12 protein-coding genes are annotated in these 16,461 nt (G+C 73.5%); 7 read left to right on the top strand and 5 right to left on the bottom strand.

The genetic code is table 11. The features are described from left to right. The first annotated feature begins 51 nt into the window (after positions 1 to 51). On the top strand, positions 52 to 1,182 hold the full coding sequence (locus ACGF3A_RS18980) for an alpha/beta fold hydrolase (protein WP_393731189.1): 1,131 nt from the start codon (positions 52 to 54) through the stop codon (positions 1,180 to 1,182). Between the two features lie 50 nt (positions 1,183 to 1,232). Then, complete coding sequence (locus ACGF3A_RS18975) at positions 1,233 to 2,174, top strand: hypothetical protein (protein WP_393731187.1); 942 nt, start codon at positions 1,233 to 1,235, stop codon at positions 2,172 to 2,174. A gap of 377 nt (positions 2,175 to 2,551) precedes the next feature. Here ACGF3A_RS18975 and ACGF3A_RS18970 read toward each other — a convergent pair whose 3' ends face one another. Beyond that, a complete protein-coding gene (locus tag ACGF3A_RS18970) occupies positions 2,552 to 5,293 on the bottom strand; it encodes a BTAD domain-containing putative transcriptional regulator (protein WP_393731185.1) in 2,742 nt (913 codons plus the stop codon). 64 nt (positions 5,294 to 5,357) lie between these two features. Further along, entirely contained in the window at positions 5,358 to 6,374 is a 1,017-nt protein-coding gene (locus tag ACGF3A_RS18965; RefSeq protein ID WP_393731183.1) for an AfsA-related hotdog domain-containing protein, read from the bottom strand. Between the two features lie 261 nt (positions 6,375 to 6,635). Between ACGF3A_RS18965 and ACGF3A_RS18960 the strand changes: the two genes are divergently transcribed. From ACGF3A_RS18960 to ACGF3A_RS18940, 5 genes are all read left to right on the top strand, one after another. Beyond that, positions 6,636 to 8,459 carry a glycoside hydrolase family 15 protein gene (locus ACGF3A_RS18960; RefSeq protein WP_393731181.1) on the top strand — a complete coding sequence of 608 codons (1,824 nt, stop codon included), beginning with the start codon at positions 6,636 to 6,638 and terminating at the stop codon, positions 8,457 to 8,459. Between the two features lie 106 nt (positions 8,460 to 8,565). Beyond that, positions 8,566 to 10,452, top strand: coding sequence for a fatty acyl-AMP ligase (locus ACGF3A_RS18955; RefSeq protein WP_393731179.1), 1,887 nt, complete (start codon positions 8,566 to 8,568; stop codon positions 10,450 to 10,452). A 28-nt stretch (positions 10,453 to 10,480) separates the two neighbouring features. After that, positions 10,481 to 10,780 carry an acyl carrier protein gene (locus ACGF3A_RS18950; protein WP_393731177.1) on the top strand — a complete coding sequence of 100 codons (300 nt, stop codon included), beginning with the start codon at positions 10,481 to 10,483 and terminating at the stop codon, positions 10,778 to 10,780. Beyond that, positions 10,780 to 11,565 (top strand): 4'-phosphopantetheinyl transferase family protein, encoded by a 786-nt coding sequence (locus ACGF3A_RS18945; RefSeq protein WP_393731175.1) that lies wholly within the window; start codon positions 10,780 to 10,782, stop codon positions 11,563 to 11,565. The genes ACGF3A_RS18950 and ACGF3A_RS18945 overlap by 1 nt, the downstream gene beginning before the upstream one ends. A gap of 153 nt (positions 11,566 to 11,718) precedes the next feature. Beyond that, positions 11,719 to 12,324 (top strand): response regulator, encoded by a 606-nt coding sequence (locus ACGF3A_RS18940; protein ID WP_393731173.1) that lies wholly within the window; start codon positions 11,719 to 11,721, stop codon positions 12,322 to 12,324. 20 nt (positions 12,325 to 12,344) lie between these two features. On the opposite strand, the gene ACGF3A_RS18935 is transcribed toward ACGF3A_RS18940, so the two are convergent. The 3 genes from ACGF3A_RS18935 to ACGF3A_RS18925 all read right to left on the bottom strand — a co-directional run bounded on the left by ACGF3A_RS18935 (position 12,345) and on the right by ACGF3A_RS18925 (position 16,226). Beyond that, positions 12,345 to 13,610 carry a sensor histidine kinase gene (locus ACGF3A_RS18935; RefSeq protein ID WP_393731171.1) on the bottom strand — a complete coding sequence of 422 codons (1,266 nt, stop codon included), beginning with the start codon at positions 13,608 to 13,610 and terminating at the stop codon, positions 12,345 to 12,347. 77 nt (positions 13,611 to 13,687) lie between these two features. After that, positions 13,688 to 15,940: a TOMM precursor leader peptide-binding protein gene (locus tag ACGF3A_RS18930; protein ID WP_393731169.1), complete on the bottom strand. Its 2,253-nt coding sequence runs from the start codon at positions 15,938 to 15,940 to the stop codon at positions 13,688 to 13,690. Between the two features lie 7 nt (positions 15,941 to 15,947). Beyond that, positions 15,948 to 16,226 carry a hypothetical protein gene (locus ACGF3A_RS18925; protein WP_393731167.1) on the bottom strand — a complete coding sequence of 93 codons (279 nt, stop codon included), beginning with the start codon at positions 16,224 to 16,226 and terminating at the stop codon, positions 15,948 to 15,950. Positions 16,227 to 16,461: the final 235 nt, after the last annotated feature.

Here is a 16,461-nt window from a genome sequence, read left to right as displayed (position 1 = left end):
GCACAACTCAGCCTTCACCAGCGCTGAAGGGGACGGCGAGACGCTGTCGGCATGGAGCACCTCCAGGAACTGAAGGAATTCGCGCTGCTGCACGCGAGGGGCCAGGGCATGGCCCCGGCGCACGCGGCGCGCGTCGTCTCCCGTATCGCCAACGACACGCCGGGCGACGCCCGTTCATGGGCCTCCGTATGGGTGGCCGAGGGGCGCTCCGCGTCCCGGCGCGGCGATCTCCTGGCCGCCTGCCGCAGCTATGCGCTGGCCCGCTTCCCGTACCCCGCCGACGAGGAACGCCGGCTCGCCCAGCGGCTCTGCGTGGACGCCTTCGACACCTGGCGCGGGGAGCACGACGTGGAGCGCCTGGAGTTCCCCCTCCCCGGCGACGCCACCTGCCGCGCCTGGGCCTCGGGGCTCGACCGCGACCGGCCGCTGCTGATCGTGATGGGCGGCATCGTCAGCGTCAAGGAACAGTGGGCGCCGCTGCTGCCGCTGCTGCGCAAGATCGGCTTCGCGGCCGTCGTCACGGAACTGCCGGGCGTCGGCGAGAACTCGTGCGTCTACGCGCCCGACTCCTGGCGCATGCTGCCCACGCTCCTCGACCACCTCGCGGGCCGCGCCCGGGTCGCCGACACCTCGCTGCTGGCCCTCAGCTTCAGCGGCCACCTCGCGCTGCGCGCCGCGGGCAAGGACGCGCGGATCCGGCGCGTGCTGACCGTCGGCGCGCCCGTCACCGACTTCTTCCGTGACACCGGCTGGCGCGCGGGCGTGCCCGCCATCACGCTCGACACCCTGCGGCGCCTGACGGGCGCCGCCGACCGGGACCAGCTCTTCGCCGTGCTGCCCGAGTTCGCGCTGACCGCCGCGGACCTCGCCGCGATCCGGATCCCGGTCCGTTACGTCGTCAGCGCCCGCGACGAGATCATCCCGCCCGGCGAACGCGCCCGGCTCCGGCAGGCGCCCGGCGACATCCGTTTCAAGGTCTTCGACGACGTGCACGGCTCGCCGTCCCATCTGGGGGCGACGCGCCGCTGGTTGTTCGGCTCGCTGCTGCGCAGCCGTTTCCTGTCGCTGAGCGGAGGACGTAACCATGCCCGACACGACCCCGACGGTCCAGCCCTGGCGCACCCTGTCCGCACTCGGGGTGCTGGAGAGCGACCTGCACCCCGAGGAGGCCGAGCAGGCTGAGCCGGAGGAGTAGTTGACCCTCCCACGGTGTCAGGGCCTTCCGTAGGCCCATGAACGACATCGACTACACCGGCTCGGGCCCGTACTGCTACACGCACTCCCTCGCCATGGTGCTCGGGCCCGGGGCGCCCGGCCCGTCCGTCATCGAGACGCTGACCGGCTCCGCCTTCGGCGCCCAGCTGGCGGGCGGCACGGTGCCCTTCTTCGACCCGTACGGCTGGGACCCCGAGGTCGGCCTCGACGACGCGATCGGCCTCCTCGGCCTGCGCTGCGCACGTACGTGCGGGGGTACGCCCGAGGAGGCCCTGGCCCGGCTCCGCGCCGCGTGCGCGCGGGGCCCGGCCCTCGTCGGGCCCGTGGACATGGGCATGCTCCTCTACCACCCGGGCACGCCCTGGCCGCCCGAGCCCGGCGGCAGCGACCACTACGTGGTCGCGCTGGAGGCCGACGAGGACTCCGTCCTCCTCCACGACCCGCACGGCCATCCCTACGCGACGCTCCCCACGGGCGACTTCCTCACCGCCTGGCAGGGCAGCACGGTCACGTACACCGATGCGCCGTACGTGATGCGGACCGATTTCGTCCGCGTCCGTGAGGTCGCCGCGGAGGAAGCGCTGCGTGCGGTGTTGCCCGGTGCGGTCGCCTGGCTCGGGGGCCGCGCGGACCGCCCCGTCCCCGCGGGCACGCTGGGCGGCGCGGCGGCCCTGGAGGCCCTCGCCGTCCAGGTCGAGGACGGCCTGGACCCCGGTGTCCAGGGCCTCCTCGAACACTTCGCCGTCCGCGTCGGCGTACGACGCCTGGCGGACGCGTCCACGTCCCTGTTGCCCCTGGGCCTCCCCACCTCCGCGCGCCTCCTGCTGACCCAGTCCCGCCTTCTGGGCGCGGTCCAGCACCCCCTCACCCGTGGGGACACCGGAACGACGGCCCACCTCCTCCGCGAACTGGCCCCCACGTACGCCCAGTTGCGCGAGACCTTGCAGAAGGAGCTGTGAGGGGCACGGCACTGTGCCCCGTCAGGGGCGCGAGGCTGTGCTTGTTTTGCGGCTCCGCCGCGTGGGCGCGACCGGTTCAAGACTTCGGGGCTTGCCCCGGTTCCCTCAGGGGCGCGGGGAACTGCGCGACAAGCCACGACGCGGCCGCAGCCCGCGAAGCACAGCCCGGGGCACCCCGAACCCGGCTCTTTCACCGGTGCACCCGGCGAAGGGGGCTGCGCTTGCCAACCCTGCGCCTTGCGCAGACTTCCCAAGCACAGTGGGGGGGGGGAGGGAGCAGACTTCCCAAGCGCTGCAGGGAGAGCCAGGGGCGCGGGGAACTGCGCGACCAGCCACGACGCACCCGCAGTCGGCGGTGTGCGGACAGGGGCACTCTCTTACGTGTGGGGTGAGGCGATCAGCCAGATTCCGGGGCGGACTTCCAGGGTGCTGGGGACTCCCGTGGGGGTTTCGCGGAGGCGGTCCGCGACGCGGCGTGCGTAGGACGCCCAGCGGTTGTCGCCCAGCGCTTCCGCCTCGGCCCCGCACGCGGCAAGGCGGTCGAGGGCCGTCGCCACGTCCTCGCGGCGCAGCGCCGCGAAGGCGAGGCCGCGCAGGGCCTCCATCGCGCCGCGCGGGTCGCGCGAGGCACGGCTCGCGGCGAGGGCCCGCTCGTACGTGCGCGACGCGCGGGCAGTCTGCCCCTGGTCGAGCAGCACGTCGGCCTCACCGGTGAGGCAGCGGCCCTCGGAGGCCGCGCCGCCCACGTGCCGCGCCAGCCGGTAGCGGTCGAGGGCGCGCGCGTGCCGGCGGCGCTGCCAGGCGAGGTCGCCGAGGGAGCGGAGCAGGGTCGCCTCGGCGAGGGCGTCCTCGCCGTGGCGCGCGGCGTCGAGGGCGAGTTCGTGTGCGGTCTCCCAGTCGTCCCAGAGCGCGCACGCCTCGTAGTAGCCGCCCGCCGCCGAGGCGAGGGCGCAGCACAGCCGCCACAGGCCCGCGGCGTGGCACTGGCGTACGGCCTCCAGCAGGCCCGTGGACTCCTCGCGGAACCAGCGCAGGGGAGCGGGGCCGACCCACGCGGCGCCGTTCTCGTCCGGGAAGTCCCCGGTTCCCGCGAGCGTGTCGCGGCCGGGGGCGAGGCGCGCGTCGGCGTGGCGGGCGAGCGTCAGCCAGGCGCGGCCGAGCCGTTCGGTGGCGCGCGGGGCCGTACGGGGTTCGGCCGCGGCGAGTTCGTCGAGCATCTCGACGGCCAGGTTCCGCAGCAGGGAGGGGAAGCCGTAGCGTACGGCGCCGGACGAGCCCTCGACCGCGCTCTCGACCGCGCCGTTGCCGTCGTCCTCCGCCCGGCGGGCCTCCAGGAGGTGGGACCTGGTCAGTTCCTCCGCGAGGCGCTCGGCGCCGGAGAGATCGGTGCCGAGCAGCGCGGCGACGGTCCACAGCGGGAAGTCGGGCTGGGGGGCGAGCGCGAGGAGGCGGAAGGCGCGGCGTTCCTCGTCGCCCACTTCCTGACAGGCCGTCAGCAGGCTGCCGCGTACGTTCAGGTCGCACAGGGCGAGCGCCGCCAGGCGCGTACGCTCGTCGCGCAGCCGCCGCGCCAGGCCCGGCGCCGTCCAGTGCGCGCGGGCCGCGAGACCGGCCGCCGCCACGCGCAGCGCGAGCGGCAGGCAGCCGCACAGCCGGGCGATCTCGGCGGTGGCGCGCGGCTCCTCGGCCATCCGCCGTCCTCCGGCCTCGCGCAGCAGCCGCTCGGCGTCGCGGGGCTCCAGGACGTCGAGCACCAGGTGCTGGACCCCGTCGAGGCCGCCCAGCGCGCGGCGTCCGGTGACGAGGACGGTCGTGTCGGGCAGGGCGCCGAGCAGGGGCCGGACCTGGCCCTCGGAGACGGCGTCGTCCAGGACGAGCAGCAGCTTGCGGCCCTCCGTGGCGCGGTAGAGCAGGTCCGCCAGCTCGTCCTGCCCGCGCGGCGACGCCGTGCCGGGCAGGTCCTCGCGGCGCAGCCTGCGCAGCAGCGTGGTCATCGCGGCGGCGGGCGTCACGGCCCGGCCGCCCGCGTCGCGCAGCCGCAGCAGCACGCGCCCGTCGGGGTACGACTCGGCAGCGCCGTGTGCGAGGCGTACGGCCAGCGCGGTCTTGCCGACGCCCGCGCGCCCGGAGACGGCGAGGACGCGTGCGCCGCCGTCCCCGCCCCCGCCCCCCGTCGCCTCGGCCAGCATGCGGCCGCCGGAGGCCAGTTCCTCGCCGCGTCCGGTGAAGTCGGAGGCGGCGGGCGGCAGCCACAGCACGGGCCCCGGGCCGGGAGGGGGGTCCGCGGGAGGGGCGCCGGAGGGGGCCGCCCGCGTGGGGACGGGGGGTGGCGGAGGCGGCTCCTCCTGCCAGGCGAGCGCGGGGTCGGAGGCGAGGATACGTTCTTGCAGGCGGGTGAGGACGGGGCCCGGCTCGACGCCGAGCTCGTCGATGAGGGCCCGCCGCGCGCGCTGGTAGGCGCCGAGCGCGTCGGACTGCCGCCCGGAGCGGTAGAGCGCGACCATGAGGTGCGCGTGCAGCGTCTCCCGCATCGGGTGCTCGTTGGCCAGCGCCATGAGTTCGCCGGTCAGCTCGTGGTGGCGGCCCAGCCACAGATCGGCGGAGATGCGCTGCTCCAGCACCTCGGTGCGCAGCTCGTCGAGGCGTACGGCGTTCGTCTCCAGGCACGGCCCGTGCGGGATGCCGGAGAGCGCCGAGCCGGTCCACAGGGTGAGGGCCCGGCCCAGCAGCAGCGAGGCGTTGGCGTAGTCCCGCCGTTCGTAGGCCGTGCGGCCCTCGGCGCGCAGCGACTCGAAGACGTTGAGGTCCAGCTCGTCGGGGCCCACCTGGATCAGATAGCCGGGCGGCTGGGTCAGCAGCGGCTGCCCGGCGGTCTCGCCGCCGTCGCTGTCGCCGCCGTCGCTGTCGCCGCCGAGCGCCTTGCGGAGCTGCGAGACGTAGACCTGGAGCGTCGTGGCCGCGGTCCGCGGCGGCTCGGTGGCCCACAGCTCGTCGATCAGGGTGTGGGCCGGTACGACGCTGCCGTTCTGGACCAGCAGCGTGGCGAGGACGGCGCGCGGCTTGGCCGCCGACGGCGTGCGCGGCGCCATGCTCACGGGCCCGAGAACGCGGAAACGCACGGTGCTCCCCCTTAGTCGTGCTGTGCCTGTCGTGCTGTGCCTGTCGTGCGGTGTTCTTCGTCTGTTACTGGCAGTCCTGGAGGACCGAGGCGTGGATCCGGGCCACCGTGCGGTTGCCCTGCGAGAAGACCAGCCGCCACTCGCTGGTGGGCCGGTCGCCCGCGTCGCGCGCCGGTTCCCCGCCGCCGCCCGCGCGGGAGTGGTGCCGCACCTCGCACCACAGCGGATGCCCCAGCTCCGCGAAGCCGCGGAACGAGGCGTGCCAGTGCGTCATCACCGAGTGGGCCGGGGCGAAGCCGTGCCGACCCGCCGCCGCGACCAGCGCCGCCTGCCGCGAGGCCTCCAGGAAGAGCGCCGGGGGCAGCTCGCCGGGCATCGCCTGCAGCGCCTCGGCCGCGGCGCGCGTGTCGACGGGGAAGAGCAGCGTCCCGTCGTCCGGCCCTGGGCCGTCGCCGCCGGGGTCCTCGGTGGGCGGGCCCAGCAGCACGTTGCGGGCCGAAACGCGGCCCACCTGGTGCGGCTCGGGCGCCCCGTCGGACGTACGGACCCGCTCCTGGGCCGTCGCGGCGGCGCTCTCGCGCAGCCCGGCGGCACGGTGGCTGCGGTAGACGCCCGGGGTGGCGAAGACCAGCCGGGCCCGCGCGGTCGCGCAGCGGTGCCCGCCGATGCTCACCACGGCGTCCGCCTCCAGGCCGCGCGGCACGCCCCGCACCACGTCGACCGGCGTCAGCTCCAGCTCCAGCGCGAGCTGCGCGCCCTGGGAGCCGTTCGCCCCGTGCGTACGCCGCCAGGGCGTCAGGTCGGTGACGGTGGCGCCGCCCTCGGCGATCACGGCGTGCCGCCGCTCGGGGACGCGGAAGTACTGGTGCGCGGCGAAGAGCGCCGCCTGCCGCAGCGACTCGACAGGTAGCAGCAGGTCGTGGAAGGGCGCCGCCAGGTCCGTGAACAGCGGGTGCTCGCCCGGGAGTTCGGCGGAGAACGCGAACCGCTGGCGTACCGGCGTGACCGCGCCCAGCACGAACCCCTCCGGGGTGTCCGGCTGGTAGAGCAGGTGGTGCGGTCCGAGGAAGGTGCCGTGCAAGGGCGCGGAAAGGCTCGCTACAGGCGGCCTGGACACACTCTCCATGGGGATCCTCTGCGTAGTTCTCTGTGTGGTCCTGCGGGGCCGGGCCAAGGTGGCCCGCGACGCTTGAGAAATGAGGGAGGGGAGGCAGAGCGCACGGCGTTGCGCCGTGCGCCGCGCCCGTGCTCCGTCGTACGCCGTGAGGCGTCCGAGCGTGCCTTGAGGACCCCTCCATACGCTCCGGACGACTGATCGGGACGGCGGCGTCGGGAGCGTGTTGTGGCTGCACTCATCGAGGACTTCGCGCTGGTGGGGGACATGCGGACGGCCGCACTCGTCTCCCGTTACGGCTCGGTGGACTGGCTCTGTCTGCCGCGCTTCGACTCCCCGGCGGTCTTCGCCGGGCTGCTCGGCGAGGACGAGCACGGCTCCTGGCGGCTGGCGCCCGCCGAGTGCGTCGCGGGCCGCAGACCGGCGGCCCGCCGCCGCTACCGGGGCGACTCGCTCGTCCTGGAGTCGGAGTGGGAGACCCCCGGCGGCACCGTGCGCGTCACGGACTTCATGCCGCCGCGCGGCCGTTCGGGCTCGCCGGACGGGGCGCCGTGCGTGGTGCGCGTCGTGGACGGCCTGACGGGCAGCGTGCGGATGCGCTCGGTGCTCCAGACGCGGTTCAGCTACGGACGCATCGTGCCGTGGGTGCGCCGCGAGAGCCACGGCGGCAACCGGCGCCCCGACCGGGTGGTCGCCGTCGCCGGGCCCGACTCGCTGTGGCTCGACACCGACGCGGACACCTACGGCACCGACCTGACGACGTACGCGGACTTCACGGTGACCGCGGGGCAGCGCACCGCGCTCACCCTGACCTGGCAGGCGTCCCATCTGCGCCCGCCGCCCCGCCCCGACGCGGAGGCGCTGCTGCGCGACACCGAGCGGTTCTGGGAGGACTGGACGAACCGCTGCACGTACAACGGCCCCTGGCGGGAGGCCGTCATGCGCTCGCTGATCACGCTGAAGGCGCTCACCTACGCGCCGACCGGCGGCATCGTCGCGGCCCCGACGACCTCGCTGCCCGAGGAGATCGGCGGCGTCCGCAACTGGGACTACCGCTACACCTGGCTGCGGGACGCCGCCATCACCCTCTCCTCGCTGCTGCGCACCGGCTACCACGAGGAGGCCAGGGCCTGGCGCGAGTGGCTGCTGCGCGCGGTGGCGGGGGACGCGCGCAACCTGCAGATCATGTACGGGGTCGCGGGGGAGCGGGAGCTGGCCGAGTCCGAGCTGCCCTGGCTGCCCGGCTACGAGAACTCCCGCCCCGTCCGTATCGGCAACGGCGCCGCGGGGCAGCTCCAGCTCGATGTGTACGGCGAGGTCGTCGACGCGCTCTACCTGGGCCAGACCTCGGGCCTGTCCAGCGACGACGACGGCCACGTCCTGCAGATGAAGCTCATGAACTACCTGGAGTCGAGCTGGCAGGAGCCCGACGAGGGCATCTGGGAAGTGCGCGGCCCCCGGCGGCACTTCGTCCACTCCAAGGTGATGACGTGGGTCGCCGCCGACCGCACGGTGCGCCGCCTCAGCAGGCTGCCGGGCGAGCCCCCGGTCGGGCGCTGGCGGGCGCTGCGCGACGAGGTGCACCGCGAGGTGTGCGCCAAGGGATTCGACTCGGACCGCAACACGTTCACACAGTCCTACGGCTCGCGCGAGCTGGACTCCTCGCTGCTGCTGATCCCGCAGGTCGGTTTCCTGCCGCCGCACGACCCGCGAGTCGTCGGGACCGTCGAGGCCGTGCAGCGTGAGCTGAACGACGACGGCTTCGTCCGCCGCTACCCGGTGGAGCAGGACGGCTCGGAGTCCGTCGGCGGCGACGGACTCCCGGGCGGCGAGGGTGTCTTCCTGGCCTGCTCGTTCTGGCTCGCGCACGACCTCGCGCTGATCGGGCGGCGCGCGGAGGGCCGCCGCCTCTTCGAGCGGCTGCTCGCGCTCCGCAACGATGTGGGGCTGCTCGCCGAGGAGTGGGACACGGGGCGCCGCCGGCAGGTGGGCAACTTCCCGCAGGCGTTCAGCCACGTGCCCCTGATAGACGCCGCGCTCCGGCTCGGCTGAATGCTTCAGGTGGTACATCCACACGCATTAGAGGCGTACTTGAGGGAGTACGGTCACCCTCTGGCCATAGATGATGAGTCACACATCGTCGGCTATGGGGGCGCAGATGGCTGGGCCGAGGAATTTCACCGAGCTCGTCGTGCGGAGGATGGCGGAACTGTCCGACAGGGACGCCTATCAGTTCGTCCGCGTGCGCGAGGACGGGGACGCGGACGGCGACCGCCGGGGCGACCGCCACGGTGACCGCCACGGCGACGTCGGCGGTGAGTCCCTCTCGGCCACCCCCCTCACCTACGGCGAGCTGGGGACCCGCGCGATGCGGCTCGCCTCCTGGCTCCAGGAGCGCGGCTGCCACGGGCAGCGCGTGCTGATCCTGCACGGCGACGGGCGGCAGTTCATCAGCAGCTTCCTGGGCTGCCTCCTCGCCGGGGCCGTCGCCGTGCCCGCGCCGCCGCTGGGCGGGGCGCGGCAGAACGTGGAGCGCGTCGCCAACATCGTCCGCGACGCCTCCGTGAGCTATCTGCTCACCGACGCCGCGAACGCCTCCGCCGTCTCCCAGCTCCTCGCGAACATCGGCCACCCCGAGGTGACGTGCCTGGCCACCGACCGCACCCAGGTCGGCACGGAGGCGGCCTGGGAGGAGCCGGGGCTCTTCCCCGACGACGTGGCCTATCTCCAGTACACCTCCGGCTCGGTCAGCGAGCCCAAGGGCGTGATGGTCACCCACCGCAACCTGCTCGCCAACCAGCGCGCCCTGCAGCAGGCGCTGCGCACGGACTCCGCCGCCCGCGTCGGCGGCTGGCTGCCCTTCCACCACGACATGGGCCTGGTGGGGCAGTTGCTGCACCCGCTGTGGCTGGGCACCAGCGGGGTGCTGATGCCGCCGGTCACCTTCGTCAAGAAGCCCGTGCGCTGGCTGCGCATGGTCGACCAGTACGGGATCACCGCGGGCGGCGGCCCCAACCTCGGCTACGAGCTGTGCGTGCGCCGCGTGCGCCCCGAGCAGACCGAGGGCCTGGACCTGTCCCGCTGGGTGACCGCCGTCAACGGCGCGGAGCCCGTGCGCGCCGAGACGATGGACGCCTTCGCGGAGAAGTTCGCCCCCGCCGGATTCCGCCGCGAGGCCTTCTACCCCTGTTACGGGCTGGCCGAGGCGACCCTCCTCGTCGCCGGGGGCGTGCCCGGCAGCCGCGTCCGCGAACGCGTGGCGGACGCCCGCAGCCTGGAGCACCACCGGCTGCGCGAGCCGCGCCCCGACCGGCCCGCGCGCACCCTGGTGAGCTGCGGGCTGCCCCGCGACTGCGAGGTCCGCGTCGTCGACCCGGAGAGCCACGCGCGGCTCCCCGACGGGCAGGTGGGCGAGGTGTGGCTGCGGGGCGAGAGCGTCGCGCACGGCTACTGGAACAGACCGCTGGAGAACCCGCGCGCCTTCCGCGCCACCACCAGCGACGGCGCGGGCGGTTTTCTGCGCACCGGCGACCTCGGCCTGCTCGACGGCGGCGAACTCTTCCTCACCGGGCGGCTCAAGGACGTACTCATCGTCGGGGGCAGGAACCTTTACCCACAGGACATCGAGCGCAGCGTGCAGCGTGTCAGCGCGCTCTTCGGCTCCAGCGCGGCGTTCTCCGTGGAGTCCGGCGGCGATCACGTCGTGGTCGTCCAGGAGGTGCGCACGGGGCGGGACTTCGACGCCGAGCTGACCTCGCTGGCGGCGGCCGTCCAGACGTGCGTGGCCAAGGAGTTCGAGGTGGCGGCCGAGAACGTGCTCCTCGTGCGGCCCGGCACGGTGCGCCGCACCACCAGCGGCAAGCTCCAGCGCACCGCCATGCGCCGGCTCTTCCTCGACGGGCAGATCCAGCCCCTGCACGAGGTCGTCGCGCCCGAGGTGCGCAAGCTCGTCGCCGTCGACGGCGGCCGCTCGGGCGGCGGCGCCGGGGGCGGCCCGTACGGGGACGAGCCGTTCGCCGGAGGCCCGTACGGCGACGACGCCTGAGGGCTTCCAGGAGCTGAGGGGAGCAGGGATGACGGAGCGGCGTGTGCACGAGGTGGTGGCCGGGATCGCCGGGCTGCGCGGGGAGGAACTCGACGCCTCCCAGCGGCTCTACGAGGACCTGGGCTTCGACTCGGTGATGCTGCTGGAGCTGAAGAACCGGCTGGAGGACGACTTCCCCACCCTGCGGGAGATCTCGCTGCCCGAGATGCTCCCGTCCATGGGGAACGTGGCCTCCCTCGTCGCGTACGTGGACGTGGTGACGGCGGAGCCGGACGGGGCGGAGTGGCCGGACGGGCCGGACGCGGGTGACGGGCAGGGGTCCGCCTGATGCGGAAGGTGGCGGAGCCGGAGGCCGCCGCGTTCGCCAGCCCCGTCCGCTCCACGGGGCCCGCCGCCTCCTGGGAGCCCGTGCGGCGCGCGGTCGAGGAGCACGGCAGCGTCCTCGTGCACGCCCGGCTCGGCGACTGGACGCCGCCCGACCTGGAGGCGCCGGGGCTCGTACGGCTGCTGGGCGAGGACCACGCGCGCTGCCGGACGATGACGCACCGCGGGATCAAGGCCCGCTTCATCGCCTCCCGGCTGCTCCTCAAGCACGTCGCGTGCGCGGCCGTCGGGGCCACGCCCGAGGCCGTCGAGCTGGCCTACCGGCCGGGCGGGCGCCCGTATCTGCGCGGCCCCGGCCGGATCGACATCAGCCTCAGCCACACCGAGGACCTGCTGCTCGTCGGGCTCACCCGGCGCGGCTGGATCGGGGTGGACGCGGAGGCCAAGGACCGGCCGATGCTGGGCCTGGGCACCGACGCGCAGGTCTGCACACCGCACGAGCGGCGGATGCTGGCGCGGATCGCGCAGGAGCGGCGCAACGGCGCGCTGGTGCGGCTCTGGACGCTCAAGGAGGCCTACAGCAAGGCGATAGGGCAGGGCATGCGGTTCCGCTTCACCCAGTTCGGCTTCGGGCCGCAGGACCGCAACCCCTCGGTGCTCAGGCCCGACGGCACCCGGGGAACGGGGGACGAATGGACCTTCCACACCTGCGTGGTGGACCGCGCCTACACGGTCAGCGTCGCCCTGTTCGACGCGGCGCTCGCGGAGCAACGGAGCCGCCACGACTAACGGCCTACACTCACGGCACTGCTTTGGCCTTAGGTTGCACTCAAGCCGCTGTCCGGCACGCGGACGGGACGGTATCGTCGCATACCGAACCAGCAGCCTGAGTGCGGAACCAGCGGGATACGTGCGGGCCGAGTGCCGCGGGGGAACTCGACAATGATCAGAGTGGTGATGGCCGAGGACATGCACATGGTCCGGGGGGCGTTGGTGGCCCTGCTCGACATCGAGACGGACATCGACATCGTCGCGGAGGTCGACTCGGGGAACGACATCCTGCCCACCGTCTTCGCGCACCGCCCGGACGTCGCCGTCATCGACATCGACCTGCCGGGCATGGACGGGCTGACGGCCGCGGCCGAGGTGCACGAGAAGCTGCCCGCCTGCCGCGCGCTGATCCTCACCAGCCTCGGCCAGCCGGGCAATCTGCGCCGTGCCCTGGAGGCCAAGGTCTCCGGCTTCCTGCTGAAGGACGCCCCGCCCAGCAAGCTCGCCGACGCCATCCGCCGGATCCACGCGGGGGAGCGGGTCATCGACCCCGAACTCGCCCTCGGCGCCTGGTCGGCCCGCGAGAACCCGCTCACCGCGCGCGAGACGGAGGTGCTGCGGCTGGCCGCCGAGGGCGCCGAGGCCGCCGACATCGCCGGGCGCCTCTTCCTCTCGATCGGGACGGTGCGCAACTACCTGACCACCATCGTGATCAAGCTCAGCGCCCGTAACCGGGTCGACGCCATCCGCATCGCGCGCGAGCAGGGCTGGCTCTGAACCTCTGAACTCCACCGGCCTCACGCCGTGTTGGGCAGCTCCTCGACCGGTGGGTCCAGGCGGTCGGGCGCGCCGGTCTCCAGCGGGACCACCGCCTCCAGATGGAACCTGCCGTCCTTGCGGACCCGCGCGGAGAGCGTGCCGCCGATCGCGGCGAGCCGGAGGCTCAGGTTGCTGATCCCGTTGCCCGTGAGCCCGTTCCCGTCCGCCGGGGCCACCACGGGGACCGGCGGGCCGTCCGGCTCGGTCACCCCGTCGTTGACGAGGCGCAGCACGGCCGCGCCGCCCAGCACGGTCACCGTGATCGAGCAGCGGCGCACCTTGCTGTGCCGCAGCACGTTGGTGATGCCCTCGCGCAGCACCGTCGCCAGCACCGTGCCCACCGCGTTCGGTATGCCCTCCAGCGAGGTGTCGACCTCCGCCTCGATCCCCGCCGCCTCGAACACCGAGACGGAGGAGGAGACCTCGGCGGGCAGCGAGATGTTGCGGTAGTCGCGGGCGACGGCCCGTACGTCGGAGAGGGCCTGCCGGGAGACCTCCAGCACCGAGGTGACCTCGCGCTTGGCGCGCGCCGGATCGGTGTCGACCAGGCGGTGCGCGAGCTCACTGCGCAGCGTGATCGCGGAGAGGCTGTAGCCCAGCAGGTCGTGCAGGTCGCGCGCGAAACGCAGCCGCTCCTGCTCGACGGCGAGCCGGGCGATCTCCTCCTGCGCGGCGCGCAGCCGGACCACCATCTGGGAGAGCAGCGTCAGCCCGACGACCACGGCGGCGGTCGTCATGCTCGCCACGCCCAGGTAGAGCCCCTCGTTGTAGGTGAAGCCGAGCCTGAGGGCCAGCACCGAGACGCTGACGCACACCGCTCCCGCGACCAGCCACGACCAGGGGCGGCGCAGGGTGAGCAGCACGGAACCGGCCAGCAGGCCGGGCAGGCTGATCCAGGACTGTCCGAGCACCAGCACGGGCAGATAGACGAGCACCGCCTGGGCGCCCAGCACGACGTACAGCTTGCGCTGCGACAGCTTGGTCTTGCGCGGGGCCGAACGGAGCACCTGCGTGACGAACAGCCCGGCGATCGCGACGGTGCCCAGCGCCATCTGGAGGAGCGAACCGCCGATGTAGACGAGGTGCAGCGAGGCGGAGAAGAAGATTCCGCACAGCACGATCACGAGCAGGGCGTAGGAGATGCGGACCGCGGACCGCGCTTCCCCGCCCTGCAGACCCGGCGACGACGCCTCGGACGAGGCGAAGCTGAGGCTTCGCTCTTCCTGTGCCTGGTGAGTCTTCACACCTGTGCTTCTCCCCGTTCAGACCCTTGGCCTTGGCGGGATAGTAAGCGGGGCGTCGCCGCACGAGAGCGCCATAACTAGACAAAGACCGGTATCGGATTGAGCTGCTCGTAGGGCGTCGGCGCCGTCTGCCGCCCCAGCTCCACCGGTACGTCGTACAGCCGTCCGGGCCCGAACCGCGCCCAGAAGTGCCGCAGCCCGGGCACCAGCACCTTCACCACCGGGATGCCGAGGTCCGGCCGGGTCTGGTCCAGCACCAGCAGCTCCATGCCGCGGGCGCGCACCATCCGCTCGGCGGCGTGGATGTCCTCCAGCAGGTCCTCGCGCGGACAGTAGCCGTACTCCGGCATCCGGCGGGCCCTGGCCCCCGGGTCCGGCGCGAGATGAGGCTGCCCGGCCAGCGTCGCTCGCCGGCACCAGTCGAGCAGCTCGGGATCCTCGGCGGGCGGCCCGTGCCGCACGGCGGAGAGGAACTGGTTCATCTCCGTCACCGCCCTGCGCACCGCGAGCGCGGGATCGAAGTGGCTGCCGAAGCCGAACACGATGTCCTCCTGCGGCTTGTCGGTCCGCCGGGAGAGCGCCGCGACGGTGGGCACGCCCAGGTCGGAGGAGAGGTCCAGGACCCACAGCTCCCGGTGCAGCTCCGCGTAGGCGGCGCGTATCGCGTCGAGTTCGCCGTCGTGGAAGGAGTCGAGATCGACGCCGGGAGCGCGGGTGCGGTTGTACCACCACAGGGCCACCGCGTCGCGCTCCACGAGTTCGAGGAACCCCTGGACCACGGCGTCCTCCAGGCTGCTGCCCGCCGCGTTGCCGTTGGAGTCGGCCAGTACGTAGGTCGGCCCCGGCTCTCCGGCGGTGTCGAAGTAGAGCATCCGCGTCGGCAGCAGCCGGTGTCTGCCGCCGGTCACCGACCAGACGGGGGTCCAGTCGACCGGGGCGTCCGCGTCGAACGGCTCGCAGACGTACTGGAACCGTGGACGGGCGGCGTTCCACTCGTGCCGCGTCACGTACTGCCGCTCGTGGTAGAGCTGGCAGCGGTTGGGGTGGATCGCGTCGTCCCCCAGCTCGGCGAGGCTCGCGCGCACCACCGGCTCGTCGCCGTGCAGCGTGGCCGAATATCGCTCAAGGGCCTCGCACAGCGCCCCGACTTTGGCATCGAGTTCGGTCACCCCCTTCCCCCCGCTCTGCCCGCGCAGCCCGCTGCGGAAGGAGGTGAGCCCGCCGCCCGTCGCGGCCGGATTGCTGCCCGAGACGTAGGAGTTGAGCCCCTCCGGGCAGTTCAGATCCCGCCGCAGCGTACGGACCACACCCGTGACGTCGCCCACGAGGTGCTCGTAACGCTCCAGGACCTGCCGCGGGGGCAGCGAACGGTGCCCGCCGCCCGAGACCGAACGCTTGGGCCGGGACGTGAACGAGAGAGGCCCCCGCACCCGCCGTCCCACGAGCCCCGGATCCCCGCACGCGGAGCACTGGGGTCTGCGGTCCACGGCGTGCCGCCGGGAGTCCAGCCGGAGGCTGTCCAGCGTCCACACCGAGGCCTGGCTCCCGTCGCGGAATCCGGCCAGCCACTTCTCCGACTGGAGGGTCACCAGATGCAGCGCCATCGCCCTGCTCGCCGCCGTCGCCGCGCGCGGCGGCGCCAGCGGCGCGCGCTGCCCCAGCGCCTGCCCGAGATACAGCTCCGACTGCCGGTGATGGCGCAGCCGGTGCGCCAGGCAGTGCCAGCAGGACCCGGTGCCCGGCTGGAAGACCGGGCCGATCCACGGGGTGACCCCCGAGGGCTTCGCGAGCAGCCAGGGCCGCCCGGCGGCCCGCTGCGCCTCGTCGATGTCCGCGAGCCCGGCGCACAGATAGTCCTCGCAGAGCACCACGGTCAGTTCCGCCTCCTCGTCCGCCGTCAGGGCGATGCCCGCGGTCGCGAAGGCCTCGGCCGTCAGCAGGCCCTCACCGGACCCCGACAGCTCCAGCAGCCGGACGCGGCCCGTCGAGAGCCGCCCCGCCGCCTGTCCCCCGTCCATCCCGGCGGCCTCCCAGAACGCCGCGTGGGCGTCCTGGGAACCGGGGCGCGGGGAGGGCCCGAACCGGCCGATGAGGCCGGCCCTGGCGAGAGCTCCCAGCACGCCGCCGAGCTGTGCCGGAGACAGCAGCCCTCTGGTCTCCCGCACCAACGCGGGGAGATCGCGGCTGCCGTCGAGCAGGGGAGCCAGCATGGCCACGGCATCACCCTCAAGCGCGGTGACGCCCTGCTCGGAGACCAGATAGGTCGCGTCGTCCGGCACAACCGCCGGGGTGAGATGGCGCTTGAACCCCACCCGGGTGTACGTGTCCATCTACGGCTCACAGGGTCCGTAACGGCACGGGTACCCCCCAGCAGGGGCCGGTGGCGCGGACCATGACGGGCACGCACTCGCGCCTGTCCAGGCTGGTGATCGTCACCTCGGAGCCCGCGTCGGCGGGCAGGGCGGGGATCTCGGTCTCCTCGTCGGTATCGATGCCGAACTCGGCGAGCACGTCGCGCGGTTCCACCGCGTAACGCACGGCGAGCACGGGGTCGAGATGGCACTGCGCGGTCAGCTCCGCGAACCGCCAGTCCGTCGAAAGCGCGTGACCTGTCATCGTGGTTCTCCCGTCTGTGATCGGTTGTCGTGTGGTGGGGAGTGGCCCGAACGTGATGGTCGGCTGCGCAAGGAAAAGTGTGGGCATGTGACCAGGTGATGGAGTAGTGGAGCGGTCACGAACCTGGATGTGAAGAATTCACGGTCCGCTCCGGCGGACGTTCAGGCCCATGATCGTGAGTTGTTCACTGGTCCCTCCGGCGGCGGGGTGGAAGTCTCCCAAGCGGGTTTCTTCT

This window comes from Streptomyces sp. NPDC048172 (assembly GCF_043202595.1).
Taxonomy (GTDB): Bacteria; Actinomycetota; Actinomycetes; order Streptomycetales; family Streptomycetaceae; genus Streptomyces.
This window is presented reverse-complemented; position numbering and strand designations above follow the sequence as displayed.

Bases quoted from the DNA above. Each gene is read 5' to 3' on its own strand.
- ACGF3A_RS18980 (WP_393731189.1), top strand. From the start codon at position 52: ATGGAGCACCTCCAGGAACTGAAGGAATTCGCGCTGCTGCACGCGAGG.
- ACGF3A_RS18975 (WP_393731187.1), top strand. From the start codon at position 1,233: ATGAACGACATCGACTACACCGGCTCGGGCCCGTACTGCTACACGCAC.
- ACGF3A_RS18955 (WP_393731179.1), top strand. From the start codon at position 8,566: ATGGCTGGGCCGAGGAATTTCACCGAGCTCGTCGTGCGGAGGATGGCG.
- ACGF3A_RS18950 (WP_393731177.1), top strand. From the start codon at position 10,481: ATGACGGAGCGGCGTGTGCACGAGGTGGTGGCCGGGATCGCCGGGCTG.
- ACGF3A_RS18945 (WP_393731175.1), top strand. From the start codon at position 10,780: ATGCGGAAGGTGGCGGAGCCGGAGGCCGCCGCGTTCGCCAGCCCCGTC.
- ACGF3A_RS18940 (WP_393731173.1), top strand. From the start codon at position 11,719: ATGATCAGAGTGGTGATGGCCGAGGACATGCACATGGTCCGGGGGGCG.
- ACGF3A_RS18930 (WP_393731169.1), bottom strand. From the start codon at position 15,940: ATGGACACGTACACCCGGGTGGGGTTCAAGCGCCATCTCACCCCGGCG.
- ACGF3A_RS18925 (WP_393731167.1), bottom strand. From the start codon at position 16,226: ATGACAGGTCACGCGCTTTCGACGGACTGGCGGTTCGCGGAGCTGACC.